Origin of the sequence: Psychrobacillus soli (assembly GCF_006861775.1) — a bacterium.
In the GTDB taxonomy this organism is placed as follows: domain Bacteria; phylum Bacillota; class Bacilli; order Bacillales_A; family Planococcaceae; genus Psychrobacillus; species Psychrobacillus soli.
This window is the reverse complement of record NZ_VDGG01000005.1, coordinates 91,497-108,583: the sequence shown is the minus strand read 5'-3', so window position 1 is coordinate 108,583 and position 17,087 is coordinate 91,497. Positions and strand designations below refer to the sequence as shown.

At 37.0% G+C, this 17,087-nt stretch carries 19 protein-coding genes; 6 read left to right on the top strand and 13 right to left on the bottom strand.

From position 1 onward, the window contains the following. Positions 1-63 precede the first annotated feature (63 nt). Together acnA and FG383_RS03740 are read right to left on the bottom strand one after the other, a co-directional pair. The gene (gene acnA / locus FG383_RS03745; protein WP_142605507.1) at positions 64-2,772 is read right to left on the bottom strand and encodes an aconitate hydratase AcnA; all 2,709 of its coding nucleotides are present in this window, start codon (positions 2,770-2,772) and stop codon (positions 64-66) included. 119 nt (positions 2,773-2,891) lie between these two features. Then, entirely contained in the window at positions 2,892-3,392 is a 501-nt protein-coding gene (locus tag FG383_RS03740) for a DinB family protein (RefSeq protein WP_142605506.1), read from the bottom strand. A 129-nt stretch (positions 3,393-3,521) separates the two neighbouring features. On the opposite strand from FG383_RS03740, the gene yfkAB reads away from it, so the two are divergent. The 3 genes from yfkAB to FG383_RS03725 all read left to right on the top strand — a co-directional run bounded on the left by yfkAB (position 3,522) and on the right by FG383_RS03725 (position 5,818). Next, a complete protein-coding gene (yfkAB, locus tag FG383_RS03735) occupies positions 3,522-4,631 on the top strand; it encodes a radical SAM/CxCxxxxC motif protein YfkAB (RefSeq protein ID WP_142605505.1) in 1,110 nt (369 codons plus the stop codon). A gap of 306 nt (positions 4,632-4,937) precedes the next feature. Then, on the top strand, positions 4,938-5,483 hold the full coding sequence (locus tag FG383_RS03730) for a cysteine hydrolase family protein (protein ID WP_142605504.1): 546 nt from the start codon (positions 4,938-4,940) through the stop codon (positions 5,481-5,483). An 86-nt stretch (positions 5,484-5,569) separates the two neighbouring features. Then, the gene (locus FG383_RS03725) at positions 5,570-5,818 is read left to right on the top strand and encodes a GlsB/YeaQ/YmgE family stress response membrane protein (RefSeq protein ID WP_142605503.1); all 249 of its coding nucleotides are present in this window, start codon (positions 5,570-5,572) and stop codon (positions 5,816-5,818) included. 21 nt (positions 5,819-5,839) lie between these two features. Here the strand turns inward: FG383_RS03725 and FG383_RS03720 are convergent, their stop codons facing one another. Next, on the bottom strand, positions 5,840-6,529 hold the full coding sequence (locus tag FG383_RS03720; RefSeq protein WP_142605502.1) for a lytic transglycosylase domain-containing protein: 690 nt from the start codon (positions 6,527-6,529) through the stop codon (positions 5,840-5,842). Between the two features lie 175 nt (positions 6,530-6,704). Between FG383_RS03720 and mscL the strand changes: the two genes are divergently transcribed. Continuing rightward, entirely contained in the window at positions 6,705-7,094 is a 390-nt protein-coding gene (gene mscL / locus FG383_RS03715) for a large conductance mechanosensitive channel protein MscL (protein ID WP_142605501.1), read from the top strand. Between the two features lie 25 nt (positions 7,095-7,119). On the opposite strand, the gene FG383_RS03710 is transcribed toward mscL, so the two are convergent. The 4 genes from FG383_RS03710 to FG383_RS03695 form a co-directional block, all read right to left on the bottom strand. After that, positions 7,120-7,710, bottom strand: coding sequence for an SCO family protein (locus FG383_RS03710; protein ID WP_142605500.1), 591 nt, complete (start codon positions 7,708-7,710; stop codon positions 7,120-7,122). 105 nt (positions 7,711-7,815) lie between these two features. Beyond that, positions 7,816-7,938, bottom strand: a complete 123-nt coding sequence (locus FG383_RS03705) for a YvrJ family protein (RefSeq protein WP_142605499.1) — start codon at positions 7,936-7,938, stop codon at positions 7,816-7,818. A gap of 57 nt (positions 7,939-7,995) precedes the next feature. After that, positions 7,996-8,208, bottom strand: a complete 213-nt coding sequence (locus tag FG383_RS03700; protein WP_142605498.1) for a DUF2922 domain-containing protein — start codon at positions 8,206-8,208, stop codon at positions 7,996-7,998. A gap of 21 nt (positions 8,209-8,229) precedes the next feature. Beyond that, positions 8,230-8,445, bottom strand: a complete 216-nt coding sequence (locus FG383_RS03695) for a DUF1659 domain-containing protein (RefSeq protein WP_142605497.1) — start codon at positions 8,443-8,445, stop codon at positions 8,230-8,232. Positions 8,446-8,561: 116 nt separating this feature from the next. Between FG383_RS03695 and FG383_RS03690 the strand changes: the two genes are divergently transcribed. After that, complete coding sequence (locus tag FG383_RS03690) at positions 8,562-9,017, top strand: DUF2621 domain-containing protein (RefSeq protein ID WP_142605532.1); 456 nt, start codon at positions 8,562-8,564, stop codon at positions 9,015-9,017. Between the two features lie 42 nt (positions 9,018-9,059). Here the strand turns inward: FG383_RS03690 and FG383_RS03685 are convergent, their stop codons facing one another. The 5 genes from FG383_RS03685 to FG383_RS03665 form a co-directional block, all read right to left on the bottom strand. Then, the gene (locus tag FG383_RS03685; protein WP_246096841.1) at positions 9,060-9,551 is read right to left on the bottom strand and encodes a CcdC family protein; all 492 of its coding nucleotides are present in this window, start codon (positions 9,549-9,551) and stop codon (positions 9,060-9,062) included. A gap of 35 nt (positions 9,552-9,586) precedes the next feature. Next, a complete protein-coding gene (locus FG383_RS03680; protein ID WP_142605496.1) occupies positions 9,587-9,949 on the bottom strand; it encodes a response regulator in 363 nt (120 codons plus the stop codon). 28 nt (positions 9,950-9,977) lie between these two features. Next, positions 9,978-10,688, bottom strand: coding sequence for a cytochrome c biogenesis CcdA family protein (locus FG383_RS03675; RefSeq protein WP_142605495.1), 711 nt, complete (start codon positions 10,686-10,688; stop codon positions 9,978-9,980). A gap of 90 nt (positions 10,689-10,778) precedes the next feature. Beyond that, positions 10,779-12,563: an ABC transporter ATP-binding protein gene (locus FG383_RS03670; RefSeq protein ID WP_142605494.1), complete on the bottom strand. Its 1,785-nt coding sequence runs from the start codon at positions 12,561-12,563 to the stop codon at positions 10,779-10,781. Beyond that, a complete protein-coding gene (locus FG383_RS03665; protein ID WP_142605493.1) occupies positions 12,563-14,317 on the bottom strand; it encodes an ABC transporter transmembrane domain-containing protein in 1,755 nt (584 codons plus the stop codon). The genes FG383_RS03670 and FG383_RS03665 overlap by 1 nt, the downstream gene beginning before the upstream one ends. 469 nt (positions 14,318-14,786) lie before the next feature. Between FG383_RS03665 and serC the strand changes: the two genes are divergently transcribed. Further along, on the top strand, positions 14,787-15,875 hold the full coding sequence (gene serC / locus FG383_RS03660; protein ID WP_142605492.1) for a 3-phosphoserine/phosphohydroxythreonine transaminase: 1,089 nt from the start codon (positions 14,787-14,789) through the stop codon (positions 15,873-15,875). An 88-nt stretch (positions 15,876-15,963) separates the two neighbouring features. On the opposite strand, the gene FG383_RS03655 is transcribed toward serC, so the two are convergent. Further along, complete coding sequence (locus FG383_RS03655; RefSeq protein ID WP_142605491.1) at positions 15,964-17,040, bottom strand: citrate/2-methylcitrate synthase; 1,077 nt, start codon at positions 17,038-17,040, stop codon at positions 15,964-15,966. Positions 17,041-17,087 lie beyond the last annotated feature (47 nt).

Genomic DNA, 17,087 nt, shown 5'->3' with positions numbered 1-17,087 from the left:
ATCAGCTATTCTACGTCAAAAAAGCCTAATTCACTTGGAATTAGGCTTTTTCATATAAGCTTATTAAGCTTCTAATACTTTGTTACGTAGTACCATTTGAAGGATTCCACCGTGACGGTAGTAATCTACTTCTACTTCGGAGTCAAAGCGAGCAAGTACGTTGAAGACTTTTTCAGTACCGTCTTCTGCTTTTGCAGTAACTTGAAGGATATCGCGAGGTTTCACACCTTCTGCAACATTAATACTAATTTCTTCTTTACCAGTTAAGCCTAGAGTTTCAGCATTTTCCCCTGGTAAGAAATTAAGTGGTAGAACACCCATCATTACTAGATTTGAACGGTGAATACGTTCAAAGCTTTCTGTAATAACAGCTTTAATACCTAGAAGGTTTGTACCTTTAGCTGCCCAGTCACGAGATGATCCCATTCCGTAATCTTTTCCACCAAGAACTACTAAACCAGTACCCGCTTCTTGATATTTCATTGCAGCATCATAAATTGCCATGATTTCGCCAGTTGGCCAGTAAGTAGTGTATCCACCTTCTGTACCTGGAGCAACTTGGTTACGAATACGGATGTTCGCGAATGTACCACGCATCATGACTTCGTGGTTACCACGACGAGATCCATAAGAGTTGAAATCACGAATTTCTACCCCATTTTCACGCAAGTATTTACCTGCAGGTGTATCTTTACCAATTGCACCAGCTGGTGAAATATGGTCAGTAGTGATAGAATCACCGAATTTCGCAACAACACGAAGTCCAGCAAGTGTTTGAATATCACTAGGCTCCTTCGATAATCCTTGGAAGAATGGTGGGTTTTGAATATACGTTGATGTGTTATCAAATGTATATAATGATTCTGTTGAAGTTTCAATTGCGTTCCATGCTTCGTTTTCGTCAAATACACGTGCATATTCTTTTTGGAATAATTCACGAGTAACTACTTTATTAAGCACAGCATTTACTTCATCAGTTGCAGGCCAGATGTCTGCAAAGAATACGTCATTGCCATCTTTGTCTTTACCTAATGAATCTTTTTGTAAATCGATATCTACAGTTCCAGCAAGTGCATAAGCAACAACTAATGGTGGTGAAGCCAAGTAGTTAGCTTTTACTAGTGGATGTACACGTCCTTCAAAGTTACGGTTACCAGAAAGAACAGATGTTACGAATAGATCTTCGTCAACAATTGCTTTTTCAATTTCAGGAAGTAAAGGACCTGAGTTACCGATACATGTAGTACATCCGTAACCAACAGTATTGAAGCCAATTTTATCAAGATATACGTTTAATCCTGAATCTTCTAAATAACCTGTAACAACTTTTGAACCTGGTGCTAAAGATGTTTTTACGTAAGCAGGAACTGTTAAACCTTTTTCTACTGCTTTTTTCGCAACTAAACCAGCAGCGAGCATTACGTATGGGTTAGATGTATTTGTACAAGAAGTAATCGCAGCAATTGCTACAGCACCTGTTGGAATTGTTACATCACCATCTGCAAATTTAGCAGTTGCCGTTTTGTCGAATTCTTTTTCTGATAAACCGAAACCTTGTGTACCTTGTGGAGCAACAACCGCTTCATGGTAACGAGCTTTCATGTCAGAAAGTGGAATCAAATCTTGCGGACGTTTTGGTCCAGAAAGGTTTGCTTCGATATCTGTTAAGTTGATTTCAATTACATCTGTATAAACTGGTTCTAATGTTGGATCAAAGAACATATCATTTGCTTTTAAGTAAGCTTCTACTACAGCAATATGATCTTCGGCGCGACCAGTTAGACGTAAATAGTTAAGTGATTCTTCATCGATTGCAAAGTAACCACAAGTAGCACCATATTCAGGAGCCATATTCGCAATTGTTGCACGGTCAGCAAGTGGTAATTTAGATACCCCAGGACCGAAGAATTCAACAAATTTACCTACTACGCCGCGCTGACGTAATACTTGAGTCACTTTAAGTGCTAAGTCAGTAGCAGTTGTTCCATTTGGAAGGTCTCCTACTAATTTAACTCCGATTACTTCTGGAATTGGGAAGTATGAAGGTTGTCCGAGCATTCCTGCTTCTGCCTCAATACCACCAACACCCCATCCTAATACGCCAAGACCGTTAATCATTGTCGTATGAGAGTCAGTACCTACTACTGAGTCAGGGAAAGTTTCTAATGTGCCATCTGCATCTTCATTCACATGTACGATTGGAGCTAAATACTCTAAGTTTACTTGGTGAACAATACCAGTTGCTGGTGGAACAGCGCGGAAATTGTTGTAAGATGTTTGTGCCCATTTTAAGAAATTGTAACGCTCAGCATTACGTTCAAACTCAAGATCCATATTTGCTTTTAATGCAGTTGATGTGCCGTATTTGTCGACTTGTACTGAGTGGTCAATTACAAGATCTACTGGAATAGCAGGATTGATTTTGTCTGGGTTACCACCCATTTCTTTCATTGCCGAACGTAATGAAGCTAAATCCACTACTACTGGAACTCCCGTGAAATCTTGCAGTACTACACGTGAAGGTTTAAATGGTACTTCCGCTTCTGTATTTGCGTCTTTACCCCATTTTGCTAATTGGTTTACATGATCGTCTTTAATAACATAGCCGTCATATTGACGTAAAACGGATTCTAATAATACTTTAATTGAATAAGGAAGGCGTGATACATTTGCGATTCCCGCTTCTTCTAATGCTGCTAAACGATAATAGTTATATTCTTTACCATTCACAGAAAAAGAAGTACGGCTGTTGTGTAAGTTACTTTTTGCCATTACTATTCCTCCTAATGTCTATTGAAAAGACTCTATACTATTGACTTCTCTCCAAAATCAATCATACTCGAATAAAGTCGATAAGTAAATTACATTAAAATTATAATAAGTGATAATTATTACTTATGACCTTTTAATTTCTCAATTGTTTTTTCTAATTGTTTAAGATGTCTTTTCTCATGCAGACCTACGAAAGGAAACCATTGAATAAGTGGGACATTCCCAAAAATGGGATGCTTCAATGATTTAGACCTTAAATCATTCAAATTACTAGATGTATAGACGGATAGTAACTCCATTCTAGTTTCATGAAGCAATGCTTTCATCTTTTCTTTTGTTTCAAAATCAGGGCTTGGGATTGTATGGCTTGGCGCTTTTACTTTGATGAACCTCAATGTCGAAAGTTGTATTGGTTTTTTCTTCGCTTTTGGGCTTTCCGGATTAGCTAATTGCGCTTGGATTCCTCTTGCAATCGTTTGTTCCATTTTCACCAAGTGTTCGATGATTTCTTTCGGTGACCAAGCGTTCGCATCTGGTTTTTGGTTGAATTGTAGGTCTGTTAATGTATCCACTTGCTGAAAAAGTGCAGCTCTAATTTCATTATTTTTTCCGATAAACATGTAATTCCTCCACTCATTTCTGGTTATTTATCTTATACCCAATAGCTCTTCCATGCAATCTTTCCTACACGTTATATTTTCATTTTCATTAGAATATGAGACAATATTATATTGGAAAGGAAGATTTACATGATTACTAAAAACAGAATGACCATAACAAATGATCCATGGGAAGCTTATCGTGATATCGAAACACATGGAAAACTTACATTATCCAATATTGAATTCACTACAACCAATCTTTGTAATATGCGCTGTGCACATTGTGCAGTTGGGTATACACTCCAAACGAAAGATGATGATGCGCTTCCTATCGATTTAATCATTTCAAGACTTGAGGAAATTCCTCATCTAAAAACGATTAGTATTACCGGCGGAGAGCCGATGCTTTCGAAGAAATCTGTCATGAATTATGTACTTCCACTTTTAAAGTACGCTCAAAGCCGTGGAGTGCGGACACAAATAAACTCCAACCTTACGTTAGATCCAGAAAGATACTTACTTATTGCCCCGTTTCTAGATGTGCTACATATTTCGCATAATTGGGGAACAATTGATGAATTTGTCGAAACTGGCTTTGCAATGATGGATCGAAAACCGACATATGAGCAACGCGCAAAATTGTTCCAGCGAATGATCGACAATAGTCGAATGTTGTCGGAAGCAGGTGTCATGGTTTCAGCGGAGACGATGCTCAACAAAAAAACACTTCCCTATTTAGAACATATCCATAAACAAGTAGTCGAAGAAATGAAATGTGCTAGACATGAAATTCACCCAATGTACCCGTCTGATTTTGCTAGCGCCCTAACAACGCTTACATTAGAAGAAACGCATGATGCGATTGAACAATTATTAGATTTCCGTGATGAAGCTACATGGATGTTGTTCGGGACTTTGCCATTTTATCCTTGTAGCCAAAATGATAGAAGTTTAGAACTGTTAAATAGATTAAAGAAAGCCAAAAATGTATCGGTGCGAAACGATCCTGATGGTAGATCACGATTAAATGTCAATATTTTTTCAGGTGAAGTAATTGTAACTGATTTTGGAGACGCTCCAAAGCTAGGAAATATTCAAACGGATACACTTCCGTCTGTTTTTAATAAATGGCTAGCTTCCCCACTCTCTAAATCACTGAACTGTCATTGTCCGGCAGTAAAATGCTTAGGTCCTAACATTTTAGTGAAAAATATGTATTATAAAGAAACCGAGTTTGAAAGCGGATCTGTAAAGTAAAAAACAAAACGACCGAATGAGTAAGAAACATTCGGTCGTTTTGTTTTTTTGTCTACTTTTCTAGTGAATAGAAAATATGTCTATCGCTAGGTTTAAAATGAATACAGTATGGAGAATCGCGAACCATATTCCTTGTTTATTTAACTTTTTTGTTACTTGAATGTCCATATTCTCCACTCCCTTTTTTTGTTATTATACTCGCTTTTTTTTGAAATGCAAAATATCGAATAGTTACTTTACAATATATTATGGATTTTTATTTTTATTCCTTCATACTAATAGTAATTAGTAAAGGAGTGTTGCAAAGTGAAAAAAGCATTATTAGTAGTTGACTATACGGTAGACTTTGTTGCAAATGATGGCGCACTTACATGTGGAAAGCCAGGACAATTAATAGAAGAATCGATTGTTTCTATTACGCAGGATTTTTTGAATAACGATGAATTAGTCATCTTCCCTGTGGATTTACACGAAGCAAACGATCCATTCCATCCGGAAACGCAACTATTTCCTCCACATAATATTCGCAACACGCCAGGTCGTGCATTATATGGAGACCTAAAAAATGTATATGATGCGAATCGCGATAAAATTATTTGGATGGATAAAACGCGTTACAGTTCTTTTGCTGGAACGAATTTGCATCAGTTGTTGCGTGAACGTCATATTGAAGAAGTGCATATAATTGGTGTATGTACAGATATTTGTGTTTTACACACAGCAGTAGATGCGTATAATTTAGGCTTTTCAATTGTTATTCATAAGTCAGCGGTTGCAAGCTTCAATCCAGAAGGACATGAATGGGCTTTGGGACATTTCACGAACTCGCTAGGTGCTAAAGTAATAATATAATAATGTCTACATGTTTAGTTTTTCTCCTGTCTGGCTATATAAAGAATGTACAGCAATACAACATTCTTACAAGGAGATGAATGAAAATGGGATTCATTTTATATTTAATAATCGGTGGTATTATTGGATGGTTAGCAGGATTAATAGTAGGTAAGGACATTCCAGGAGGTATTATTGGTAATATTATTGCCGGTATTATTGGTGCATGGCTTGGTGGACTAATCTTCTCAGACTTTGGTCCAGTTATTTGGGATATGGCTATTATTCCGGCATTAATCGGTGCTATTATTTTAGTCTTCATTTTAAGTCTCATCTTAAAATCTACACGTAAATAAGAAAAAGGATGGACACTTCGATTAGGGTCCATCCTTTTTTTCTGTTTGTAAAGCGGATGCAGATTGGAGCGCTTGCAATTGACTTTCGTATAACTGGTAAAAATACAACACATCTTTTACGTACTTATCACTCCGGTTATAATTAAAAATCGCCTTTTCTAATTCCCCATCTGCCGCGCCACTTGCTGCTAAATAGTTTGCTGCACTGAAAATAGCATCCTCTATATTATAAGGGTCGGCTATCCCATCCTTATTCGCATCCACGCCATACCCACCGTACTCGGCAATTATATCCGGGTTTACTTTATCTTCCTCGGGGATATCGCCTTGTCCTAATCCACTACAACTAGGATGCGACCAACCTACGAACGTACATGGCATGAACTGCATATGACCTTCTGCTCCCACAGGAGATAGGAGCGGATCCATGGTTGAAAATATAGTTTCCATACGGTGATGAGCTGCAAGCAACGTCCATGGTACACCATAAATCGCTTCTGCCTCTTGGTAAATGGCAATATATTCTTCGGGGATATCTAATTTTTCTTGGGAAAAGGATTTTAGATGAATAGATTCTGCCCATTCTAGTACAACTGGTATCTTTTGCAATTCATTCCACCCAATAATCAACAGTACATATACTGTAATCGTAATGGGAAGGAGTAATATAATTATCCATGCTTTAAAGGATGTATCTTTCTTTTGCTTCATATGGTTTTATTCACCTATTTCAAGAAATACTTTTTTGTCATCGTCTATCATACCCGTCTTTCACTCAAAGAAAACAATAGCATGTTTTCATATAAAAAAGTAGTCTAAAAATGTCGAAAGCCACTATACAATTATTGTATTTTTTTGTAGTATGGCACTATGGAGTTGATAATATATGTGGAAAGACTTTAAAGAATTTGCCTTCAAAGGAAATGTACTAGATTTAGCAGTAGCGGTTGTTATTGGTGCTGCTTTTGGAAAGATTGTTTCTTCATTAGTAGAAAACATTATTATGCCTATAGTTGGGCTACTTATAGGTGGGGTGAAATTTACTTCGCTAGGTTTCCCATCGAAGGATCCAATCATATTATACGGAAATTTTATCCAGTCCGTTTTTGATTTTATCGTTATCTCTTTTTCCATCTTCTTGTTTATACGTTTGTTATCTAAATTTAAACGGAAAGAAGACGTTGTGGAAATTACGGAGGAAGCTCCCCCTGTTGATGCAAAAGAAGTGCTATTAGAAGAAATTAGAGACTTACTAAAAAAACAAAATAATGCATAAAAAAGAACCCGAGGAGGGTTCTTTTTTATTTTCCATCTGCGATTAATGCTTCCACATCCATTACAATCTCTTCTTTTGGTACGTCTGTATAGCCATTATAGTTTTTAACAACGACACCGTCTTGATCGACTAAAAAGAAGGATATGCCGTGCATTACTTCGTTGTTATTCGGATTTTTTATAGCAGCTGTTTTAAAATTATCCGCTGCAAATTTTTTAATCTTTTCTTGGGAGTATCCGGTTAAAAGGTTCCATTTGCTTTCGTCCACAACTTCAAAGTTTCCGATATATTCTTGTAATACTTTTGGTGTATCGAAAGTAGGATCTGCAGTAAATGAAACAATCTTATAGTCTTCTATTCCTTCATCTTTAAGTGTTTTTTGAATATCACTCATATTAAATGTCATTAGTGGACATTCCGTTGTACAATTCGTATAGATGAAACTTGCTAGCCAAACATTTCCTTTTAGATCGTCTAGCGAAACAGCTTCTCCGCGTTGGTTTTCGAATTTGAAATCTTCTACTTTCCAATTCGTTTGTGCTTCAAAATTACCTCCACTTCCGCAACCTGCAAGTATAAGCAAGGTGATCGAAAGCATTGCTAATAATCTTTTCATGGAATGAGACCTCTCTTTTCTATTATAGACTTATCTTAACGAAACAACTTGGTTCATTCAACTACATTAGCTCCCATTAATTCAACAGTTTTGTGAATAAAGAAGTTATTTTAAGGATAATAGTGCATTTTTTATTTCTTCGAGTTTACTTTCCACTCGGTGCATCAAGTAAAATGACACGAAAATTGGAAAACCAACATCTTGAATAACTGCAAGCCATTGTTCCATTCATATTCATCTCCCTTTTAAAAAATGACTCTCCGTTGCCCGGAGAGTCATTCTAAATTAAATAATAGTTGTTACATTTCGTTCTACTACTTGTGCACTTTTTCCGAGGGCAAGGGGGGCCGCTTCCACATGGAAAACATTACTACTAATAATTGCATCCATCCCTGTTTGTACTTCTTCTGAAGTTAGGGACTCTTTTGGATCATCAACCGATATCGTCATGTTTTTTCCATTGACTGCTTCAAATTCTAACTGCAATGTTTTAGACACACTATTTCCTCCTTTTCGTTATTAGTTTAAGTTCATTGTTTCGATCTTTTCTGCATTAATGAAGGGACTGCTAGTAAAACTTTTTAATGTAGTTGCTACTAATTCCAATTGATCCGCTGTTGCTTCAGCATTAATATTGCGATATGTTTTTGATTTTGTCTTCATCTTACCGTCTTCTGTCAAACCTGCTTCATAAATCAATTTGAATACCGCTTGTTTATGTTCTAAGTTCGCCATGTGTATCACCTCCTTTCAACTAGTAGATAGAAAGTTTTTTTAGATAAGGATACATTCCTAGTGAAAATTTTTCGCAAACATCTTATACTAATGGTAAGAAGATTGAGGTGAATAGATTGTTAAATGGTTGGTTTTTATGGTTTATACTTTTTTGGGTAGTCGTACTTATATCATTAATGGCTATTGGCGGCTTCTTTATGTTCCGAAAGTTTTTAAAGGCGCTACCAAAAGATGACGGAAAGTCCGTGCTAGATTGGGAAGAATATTATGTGAACAACACGATACATTTATGGAATGAAGATCAAAAAATGCTGTTAAATGAATTAGTCAGCCCAGTGCCAGAACTTTTTCGACCGGTTGCGAAGCAAAAAATCGCAGGAAAAATCGGAGAATTAGCATTAGAGGAAAAAGCGACCGCTATTACACGGGAGCTCTTAGTGCGAGGTTATATTATTGCTACACCTAAGCGGGATCATAAATTTTTGCGCAAAAAACTAGCTGAACTAAAGATTGATGTTACACCATATGAACAGTTTTTCGAGCTATCAGCGGATATGCCTAGAGGCAAATGAGAAAAAGCGAGCATTCCTTTTACAGGAGTGCTCGCTTTCCATTTATAAACTTACTTCTTTTTGTATTCTCCTAAATTGCATAAACATCGCAATTCTCCACGGAACGATCATGCCGAATGCCAAGATCCAGAACATGCCACTTAGTGCCCCAATATCAATCGTAGAACTAAGTACTAATTTTCCAACGATACGAACGATTAATAATCCAAACAAGATAAAGATGAATGCTTTCGACTGTTTTAAGTAAATAGCGCCATCTCTTCGTTCAAATTTGGAAGTCCATATAAGCACAGTGGAGAACAAAATACCGACAGCTATCGCTTCCATAAATTCCAATCCTGTAACTCTAAAAAAAGGAAAGATAAACATTAATGCTCCTGTAGACATAAAAAGCGGAGGCAATAATATTTTTTTAACACTTGCCGGTCGTTTAGCCGATTTTGCTCGGATGGTCGTTACGACAATTCCCATACCAATAGCTAACACAGTAGAGACAATTATCATTACGTTCGGTGAAATTTTATCAAATATCATATATATCATATCCTTCAATTCTAATACATCTACTCTCAGTCAGCTGTCACATTGTGTAGTACTTGCACCATTTGTTCTGGGTTAAATGGTTTTGTAATGAAATCTTTAGCGCCTGACTCTAGTGCATCTACTATTAGTTTTTGTTGCCCAAGTGCAGTAACCATCACTATTTTTGCATCTGGATACTCGGAGGTAATTGCTTTCACTGCTTCAATCCCTGTCATTCCCGGCATTGTAATATCCATCGTCACTACATCCGGCAACAATTTTTTATACATTTCAACTGCTTCTAGCCCATTTGCTGCTTCACCAATTATATCAAATTGATGTTCCTCAAGCATTCTTTTAATCGTGGTCCGCATGAAGATTGCATCATCCACTACTAATACTGTCGTCACATTCATGCCCCCCTCATATGAAATCCATTTAAAATCCTGTGAAATTACCAAAAAACGGGCTTAAAATTCGGATAATATACTCTAAACCGTCGAAAAACAATAAAATTCCAAGGGCAATCATAATATAACCGCCAACTTTTACGATTAAATTACTATTTTTACGGATCCAGTTAAGTCTTGTAACAAAGAATGATAGAACGAAAAATGGAATCGCAAAACCTAGTACATATGCAAGCATATACCATATTCCAACATCTGGGTTTGACCCTGCCATTACAATAACTGCAGCTAAAATAGGCCCAGTACAAGGAGTCCAACCAGCAGCGAACGCCATTCCTATCAAAGTGGTTCCAAAAAAGCCGGAAGGGCGATTTTTAAACTGGAGGCGTTTTTCTTTCATTAGAAATGCTGGATTAAATATCCCAACAATGATTAATCCAAATATGACAATAAAAATTGCCCCAACTTGGCGGAGTAGATCTCCATATTGGATAAAGAACGTTCCTACTAATGATGTTGCGAATCCTATCGCAACAAATATAATGGAGAACCCTAATAAAAAGAATAATGTATGTAGCATTCCTCTTTTTTGCATCAATTTCTTATCCGTTTTGATTTCTTCTAATGACATTCCTGTAATATAAGATAAAAATGCAGGATACAAAGGTAATGTACATGGCGAAATGAAACTTAAAAATCCTGCTCCAAATGCCAATAATAGATTAATATCGGTACTCACGGCTGACTTCCTTTCCGGTTTACTGTCCCTATCGTACCAAATTTATAGCACTTTGACTCTACAATTGCTTGTGACAGCTTTTTGTCTAATTTATGCAGGATCCTCCACTACGCCGTTTTGAAGTAAATACATTTTATGATACAAGCCTTTTTCGTTCAAAAGTTGCTGATGCGTACCTCGTTCTACGATTTCTCCATGATGTAAAACTAAAATAAGTTCCGCATCGGCAATTGTACTTAATCGATGTGCGATTGCGATAGTAGTGCGACCTTTACGCATATTCTCCAAACTATTTTGGATAGCAACTTCCGTTTCCGTATCAATATTAGCAGTTGCTTCATCTAAAACGAGCACTTTTGGGTTCGTCGCGATTGTTCGTGCAAATGCCACTAGTTGTCTTTGACCGCTTGAGAATGTAGACCCTCTCTCCGTCACTTTATGTTTGTAAGAATCTGGTAATTTTTCGATAAACGTATTTGCTTGAACAAATTCAGCAGCAGCTTTTACTTCTTCTTCGGTCATGGTTTGATCATGTAAGCGAATATTATTTTCAATATCGCCGTAGAACAAAAATGGATCTTGGAGTACAAGTCCTACTTTCTCCCGAATTTCTTGCGTTTGAAAATCTTTTACTGAATGTCCATCTACTTTAATATCCCCTTGTTCAAACTCATAAAAACGCATAAGCAAGTTTATAATAGAACTTTTCCCACTTCCAGTATGCCCTACTAAAGCTACCGTTTGACCAGGTTCCGCAGTAAATGAAATATTTTTTAACACATTCGTCTTACCATCATATGAAAAAGTAACATTTTGAAATTCGATTTTTCCTTGTTCAATCTTAGCACTAGCTATATTCTTTTGGGAAGGTGCTAAATCATTTTCGTCTAATAATTTAAATACACGTGAAGCGGCAACAATTGCTTGTTGGAAAATCGACAAACGCTGCATTACTTGATTAATCGGCTCAAAAAAACGATCAATATACGTGACGAACGCATAGATGACTCCGACCTCTACCACATTGTTCATAGACGTAATTCCAAAATAACTAAGTACCATAATAATTGCTAGTGCATACACTAAATCGATTGCTGGGCGAAGGAGTAAACTATCTAGTTTAATATTTCGTTTTCCGGCATTCCAGTGTTTATCATTAATGTCATTAAACTCATCTTGCAGTCGTTCTTCTTGTCTAAATGCTTGAATCATCGTCATCCCTTGCAAAGATTCCGCAAGCTTTGCATTTAGTTGGCTCAGTCGTTCGCGCAAATCTTGGTACACAATCGAACTATGTTTTCGATACGTTGTAATGATGAAAAATAATATTGGCAATAAAATAATCGTAACTAGTGCTAATTTTACATTCAGGATAAACATGGCGATATACACACCAATTACTAAAAATCCGCTTTGTACAAATGCAACTAATACACTAACGAACATATCTTTAATCGCTTCCGTATCATTTGTTACGCGAGATACGATGCTTCCTGCAGGTGTTTTATCAAAATATCTCATGCCTAGCGTATGCACTTTCGAAAATACATCAATTCGCATTTGTTGAATAATTTTCAATGCAATTTCTTGGAACCTGAGCAATTGAAAATAGCTGACAATGACATTTCCAACTTGTATAAAAACGTAGCCAAGTGCTAGACCGACAATGGGACCTGTCGGAAAATTTCTTGGAGTTAAATAATCATCCATGAATACTTTGATCAGAAAAGGTCCTAAAATATCCCCTAACACAGTCAAAATAAGTAAGAATAAAGCTAAAGCAATAACTTTCTTATGTGGCTTTAAATAGGTGAGCAATCGTTTGAAAACTCTCCACTGATCTTTCCCGCTTAACTGTAATTGTTTTTCATCCATTATGCTTCACCACCCTTTTCCACTAATGTTTCGAGTTGCTGTAATTGATACATCTCGAAATATATCCCTTCTAACTCCATCAATTGTTCATGGGTCCCTTTTTCTACAATCGTTCCTTCACTCATAACGATAATTTGATGCGCATGCTGAATCGCACTCAATCGGTGTGACGTGATAATCGTCGTTTTATCGTTTCGTTTTTCTTTTAATGCTTCTAATATTGCTTCTTCTGTTTGTGCGTCTACTGCCGACAACGAATCGTCGAGAATAAGTAGCTCTGGCTCCATCATAAGCGCACGAGCGATAGAAATACGTTGTTTCTGACCACCTGAAAGCGATACGCCTCGTTCTCCGACTACTGTGCTGTATCCATCTGTAAACTGCAAAATGTCTTCGTGTATATACGCAAGTTTTGCCGCTTCATACACTTGTTCCATGGAAGCACTTGCATTTGCGAACGCAATATTCCCAGCAACGGTTGTAGAAAAAAGGAAATGATCTTGCGGTACATACCCAATCGCTTCACGTAAATTGCGCTTTTTGTATGCATCAATGGCATGATTTCCGTATACAATTTGACCTGTATATCCTTCAAACTCTCTCATGAGTAGTTTGAGTATAGTTGTTTTTCCAGCTCCTGTTTTACCGATAATTCCTAATGTCTCTCCACGCTTAAGGGTGAAATGCACATCATGAATTGCAGTACGAGCGTCCTCAGGAAATTTGAATTCCTCTACATGAAATTGGATATCGCCATCTGGCTTTTCTTCGAGCGCATCCTCTTTATCGTCAATTTCAATCTTTTCATCCAATAAATTCATAATACGATCGTAAGAAGCACGACCACGTTCCACAATATTAAATAACCAGCCAAAAGCAAGCATTGGCCAAACAAGTAGCCCTAAATAGGAAGTAAATGCAAACAAATCACCTATTGACATGTCTCCAGCTAAGATAAAACGAGTTCCAAACACAATCGATAAGAAGAAGCACATCCCAACAATAAGTGAAATCGTTGGATCAAACAAAGCGTCTACTTTGGCAACACGAATATTTTTATCTACTACTTCTTTAGATAGTTGCACAAAGTCTTCTGTATCTTCTTTTTCTTGCCCGAAAGTTTTAATTACTTTCACTCCAGAAATACTTTCTTGGGCTTTATCGTTCAAACTTGAAAACGCTTCCTGTGCAGAACCAAATCGTTTGTGCAAAAGCGTTCCATAGTAGCTTGTTAAAATTGCCATCAAAGGTAGTGGAATAAGTGCGATTAAAGTCAGCTTCCAGTTAATCGTAATGGCCATGGCAGCAATTACAAAACCGCCTGTAGTGATTGAATCGACTAGTGTTAATACACCAGCACCTGCCGTTTGTTGCACAGCGGACAAATCATTTGTCGCATGGGCCATCAAATCTCCGACGCGTTTCTTTTGATAAAACGATGGAGCCATTTTTGTAAAATGGCGAAACAATCTTTCCCTCAGCTGTCTGGCTAGAAAAATAGCTGATCCAAATATCATAATCCGCCAGTAGTAGCGTAAAATGTACATCCCAACAGCGGCGGCTGCTAAAATTGCAAGCCAAGTCGTTAAAATGCGTACCGTTAGCGTACCTTCACTAATTTCATCTACGACATACCCAATAATTTTAGGAGGTAACAACTGTAAAAATGCGACGATCATAAGCATCAGAATGCCAAGTAAATATTGCTTTTTCCTTTCTTTAAAAAACCATCCTAAATCCAAAAATACTTTCACGTTATTTCCCCCATATTCCTATATTAAGACTTAACTAGTTTAGCAAATGTTCGTACATTTCGGAAGATAGAAAGGGGAAATATTTCGGTTTTTGAAATTTAATATATAAGCTACATGTACGGAGGGAAGAATATTAAAATAACATTTTCACTTGCTTTTATTTATTCAAACACGGAAAATGCTGCTCCTATGAACATGCTATTTTTTCCCTCTTCCATCTCACCATATATGCGTTTTCTCTCAGTCTATTTCCTGTACATATATATTACCTAATCGTTTAAATTTTTCTTTTTCCCTCGTATTTTGACTCAATATTAGGATTCATCTACTTCATCTTGTGAAAATAAAACCCATAATGTTAACAAATCGTTCACTTTTTTAAAAATATTTCGTTAATTTCAATCCCTGACATGCAATTCTGTATATAATAGATAAATAAAATCTATCAAATTTAATAGGAGTGATCAATATGATCAAACGAGCTTATAATTTTAGTGCAGGCCCTTCTGCTCTTCCCCTTGAAGTACTAGAAAAAGCGCAAAAAGAACTAGTGAATTTCCGTGGTACAGGCATGTCCATCATGGAAATGAGTCACCGTGGTGCAACTTTCGAAAATATACATAACGAGGCAATCTCTCGTATGAGAAAGCTCTTTTCTATTCCAGATCAATATGAAGTGCTTTTTCTTCAAGGTGGTGCAAGCCTTCAATTTTCAATGATTCCGATGAACTTGTTAAAAGAGGGTCAACAAGCGGGCTATATTATGACAGGTTCTTGGTCAGAAAAAGCATTCAAAGAAGCAAAACTCTTTGGAGAGCCTTATCAAATAGCAACTACAAAAGAAAACAAGTACCGTAACATCCCTACTTTTGAAGATATCCAATTTAATTCGGAAGATGCTTATATTCATTTAACATCGAATAATACAATCTACGGAACTCAGTGGCACTCATTTCCTGACACAGGTGAAATTCCATTAATTGTGGATATGTCTAGTGATATTATGTCTAAACCAATCGATGTCAGTAAATTTGGGATGATCTATGCAGGAGCACAGAAAAACCTCGGTCCTTCTGGTGTAACTGTTGTCATCGTGCGCAAGGATTTACTCGAAAAAGCAAACACAGAAATTCCGACTATGTTAAAATACAGCACGCATGCTGAGAATAACTCCTTATATAACACACCTCCAACATTCGGTATTTATATGCTAGGAGAGGTACTAAATTGGATAGAAGAAAAAGGTGGACTAGAGGCAATTGCTAAACACAATGAGGAAAAAGCAAAAGTCATTTATGACACTATTGACAACAGCAACGGATTTTATGTAGGGCATGCAACAACTGAGAGCCGTTCACTTATGAACATCACTTTCCGTGTTACTGACGAAGAATTAGAAAAGCAGTTTTTAACAGAAGTAAAAGAAGCAGGCTTTGTCGGTTTGAATGGCCATCGTTCTGTAGGTGGTTGCCGAGCTTCCACGTATAATGCAGTACCATTTGAAGCATGTAAAGCACTTAGCGATTTCATGATTGAATTTCAACGTAAACATAGCTAATGTAATAACTATTTACTCGGTCCAATCATTTTAACTATGTGAAAAACACCCAAAGAAAAAAGTAATATTTTTCTTCGGGTGTTTTATTTTACCTGTTTATTTCCTCTTTTATTTCACCAATATACACAGATTGCGGGCGGAAAATCGTATTATCTTCTAGCTGTTCAATTGCATGGGCAGTCCACCCTATCATTCTCGCCACACTAAATGTCGGAGTAAACAGTTCTGCTGGCATATCAATAGAGCGCATAATGGCAGCGGCATAATATTCGACATTTGTATACAATTTACGTCCTGGCTTGTGTTCAGCCAGCAAATCGATAATCTCCTTTTCTGCTACCGTTGCTAAGTCTAACCAAGCGTCTCTTCCTTGTAGCTGTAAACATTTTTCACGTAATAAAACAGAACGTGGATCCGCGGTTTTGTATACACGATGACCGAACCCCATTATTTTTTCTCCATTATTGATTTTATTCTCCACAATAGTTCGAATAGAAGAACGATCTGTAAACTCGTTTAATAAATCAATAACCCCTGACGGAGCTCCTCCGTGAAGTGGACCTTTCATCGTCCCAAGTGCTGAAGTTATAGCTGCTGCTAAATCAGATTCCGTAGAGATAGTCACTCTTGCTGCAAAGGTGGATGCATTTAACCCATGCTCCATCGTAAGCTTTAAATACGTCTCCAATGCTTCCACTTGTACTTCACTCGGTACCTCTCCGTTTAGCATCCACAAATAATTGGCTGTGTGTGATAAATCTGGATTTGCTTCAACTATTGGAAGATCATGCTGATTTCGATAATGTCTAGCAATGATGATTGGAAGGGCTGTTGTGAGAATTACAGCTTGCTCCTGTATTGTTTTATCGTTAAATTCACGATGAGCATATGCCGAAATTGCAGTTCTCATCGCATCCATTAATGTAATTTCTTTTGGAAGTGAATCAATGATATTTTTTATATGATTTGGAAGTTCACTATCTTGCTTCAAGGAAATTCTTGTCTGATCCCCTGTCCATAGAAAACTGGCTAGCTCTTCAAACGAAAGGTTCGGTACTAATTCATTCACTTTAACCCCTCTATACCTTAACTCTCCTATGTCTCCTTCTACAGACGCGATATTTGTATGCACTGCTACAATATCCTTTAATCCTCGTTGATACATATTTAACCATCTCCTTTCATCTAGTATATGAGTAGTAGTTGATAATG

Coding starts and splice junctions, on each gene's coding strand:
- FG383_RS03725 (WP_142605503.1), top strand. CDS start 5,570: ATGGGATTCATTTTATATTTAATAATCGGTGGTATTATTGGATGGTTA.
- serC (WP_142605492.1), top strand. CDS start 14,787: ATGATCAAACGAGCTTATAATTTTAGTGCAGGCCCTTCTGCTCTTCCC.
- FG383_RS03685 (WP_246096841.1), bottom strand. CDS start 9,551: ATGATATTTGATAAAATTTCACCGAACGTAATGATAATTGTCTCTACT.
- FG383_RS03740 (WP_142605506.1), bottom strand. CDS start 3,392: ATGTTTATCGGAAAAAATAATGAAATTAGAGCTGCACTTTTTCAGCAA.
- FG383_RS03655 (WP_142605491.1), bottom strand. CDS start 17,040: ATGTATCAACGAGGATTAAAGGATATTGTAGCAGTGCATACAAATATC.
- acnA (WP_142605507.1), bottom strand. CDS start 2,772: ATGGCAAAAAGTAACTTACACAACAGCCGTACTTCTTTTTCTGTGAAT.
- FG383_RS03710 (WP_142605500.1), bottom strand. CDS start 7,710: ATGAAAAGATTATTAGCAATGCTTTCGATCACCTTGCTTATACTTGCA.
- mscL (WP_142605501.1), top strand. CDS start 6,705: ATGTGGAAAGACTTTAAAGAATTTGCCTTCAAAGGAAATGTACTAGAT.
- FG383_RS03670 (WP_142605494.1), bottom strand. CDS start 12,563: ATGGATGAAAAACAATTACAGTTAAGCGGGAAAGATCAGTGGAGAGTT.
- FG383_RS03720 (WP_142605502.1), bottom strand. CDS start 6,529: ATGAAGCAAAAGAAAGATACATCCTTTAAAGCATGGATAATTATATTA.
- yfkAB (WP_142605505.1), top strand. CDS start 3,522: ATGATTACTAAAAACAGAATGACCATAACAAATGATCCATGGGAAGCT.
- FG383_RS03695 (WP_142605497.1), bottom strand. CDS start 8,445: ATGGCGAACTTAGAACATAAACAAGCGGTATTCAAATTGATTTATGAA.
- FG383_RS03705 (WP_142605499.1), bottom strand. CDS start 7,938: ATGGAACAATGGCTTGCAGTTATTCAAGATGTTGGTTTTCCAATTTTC.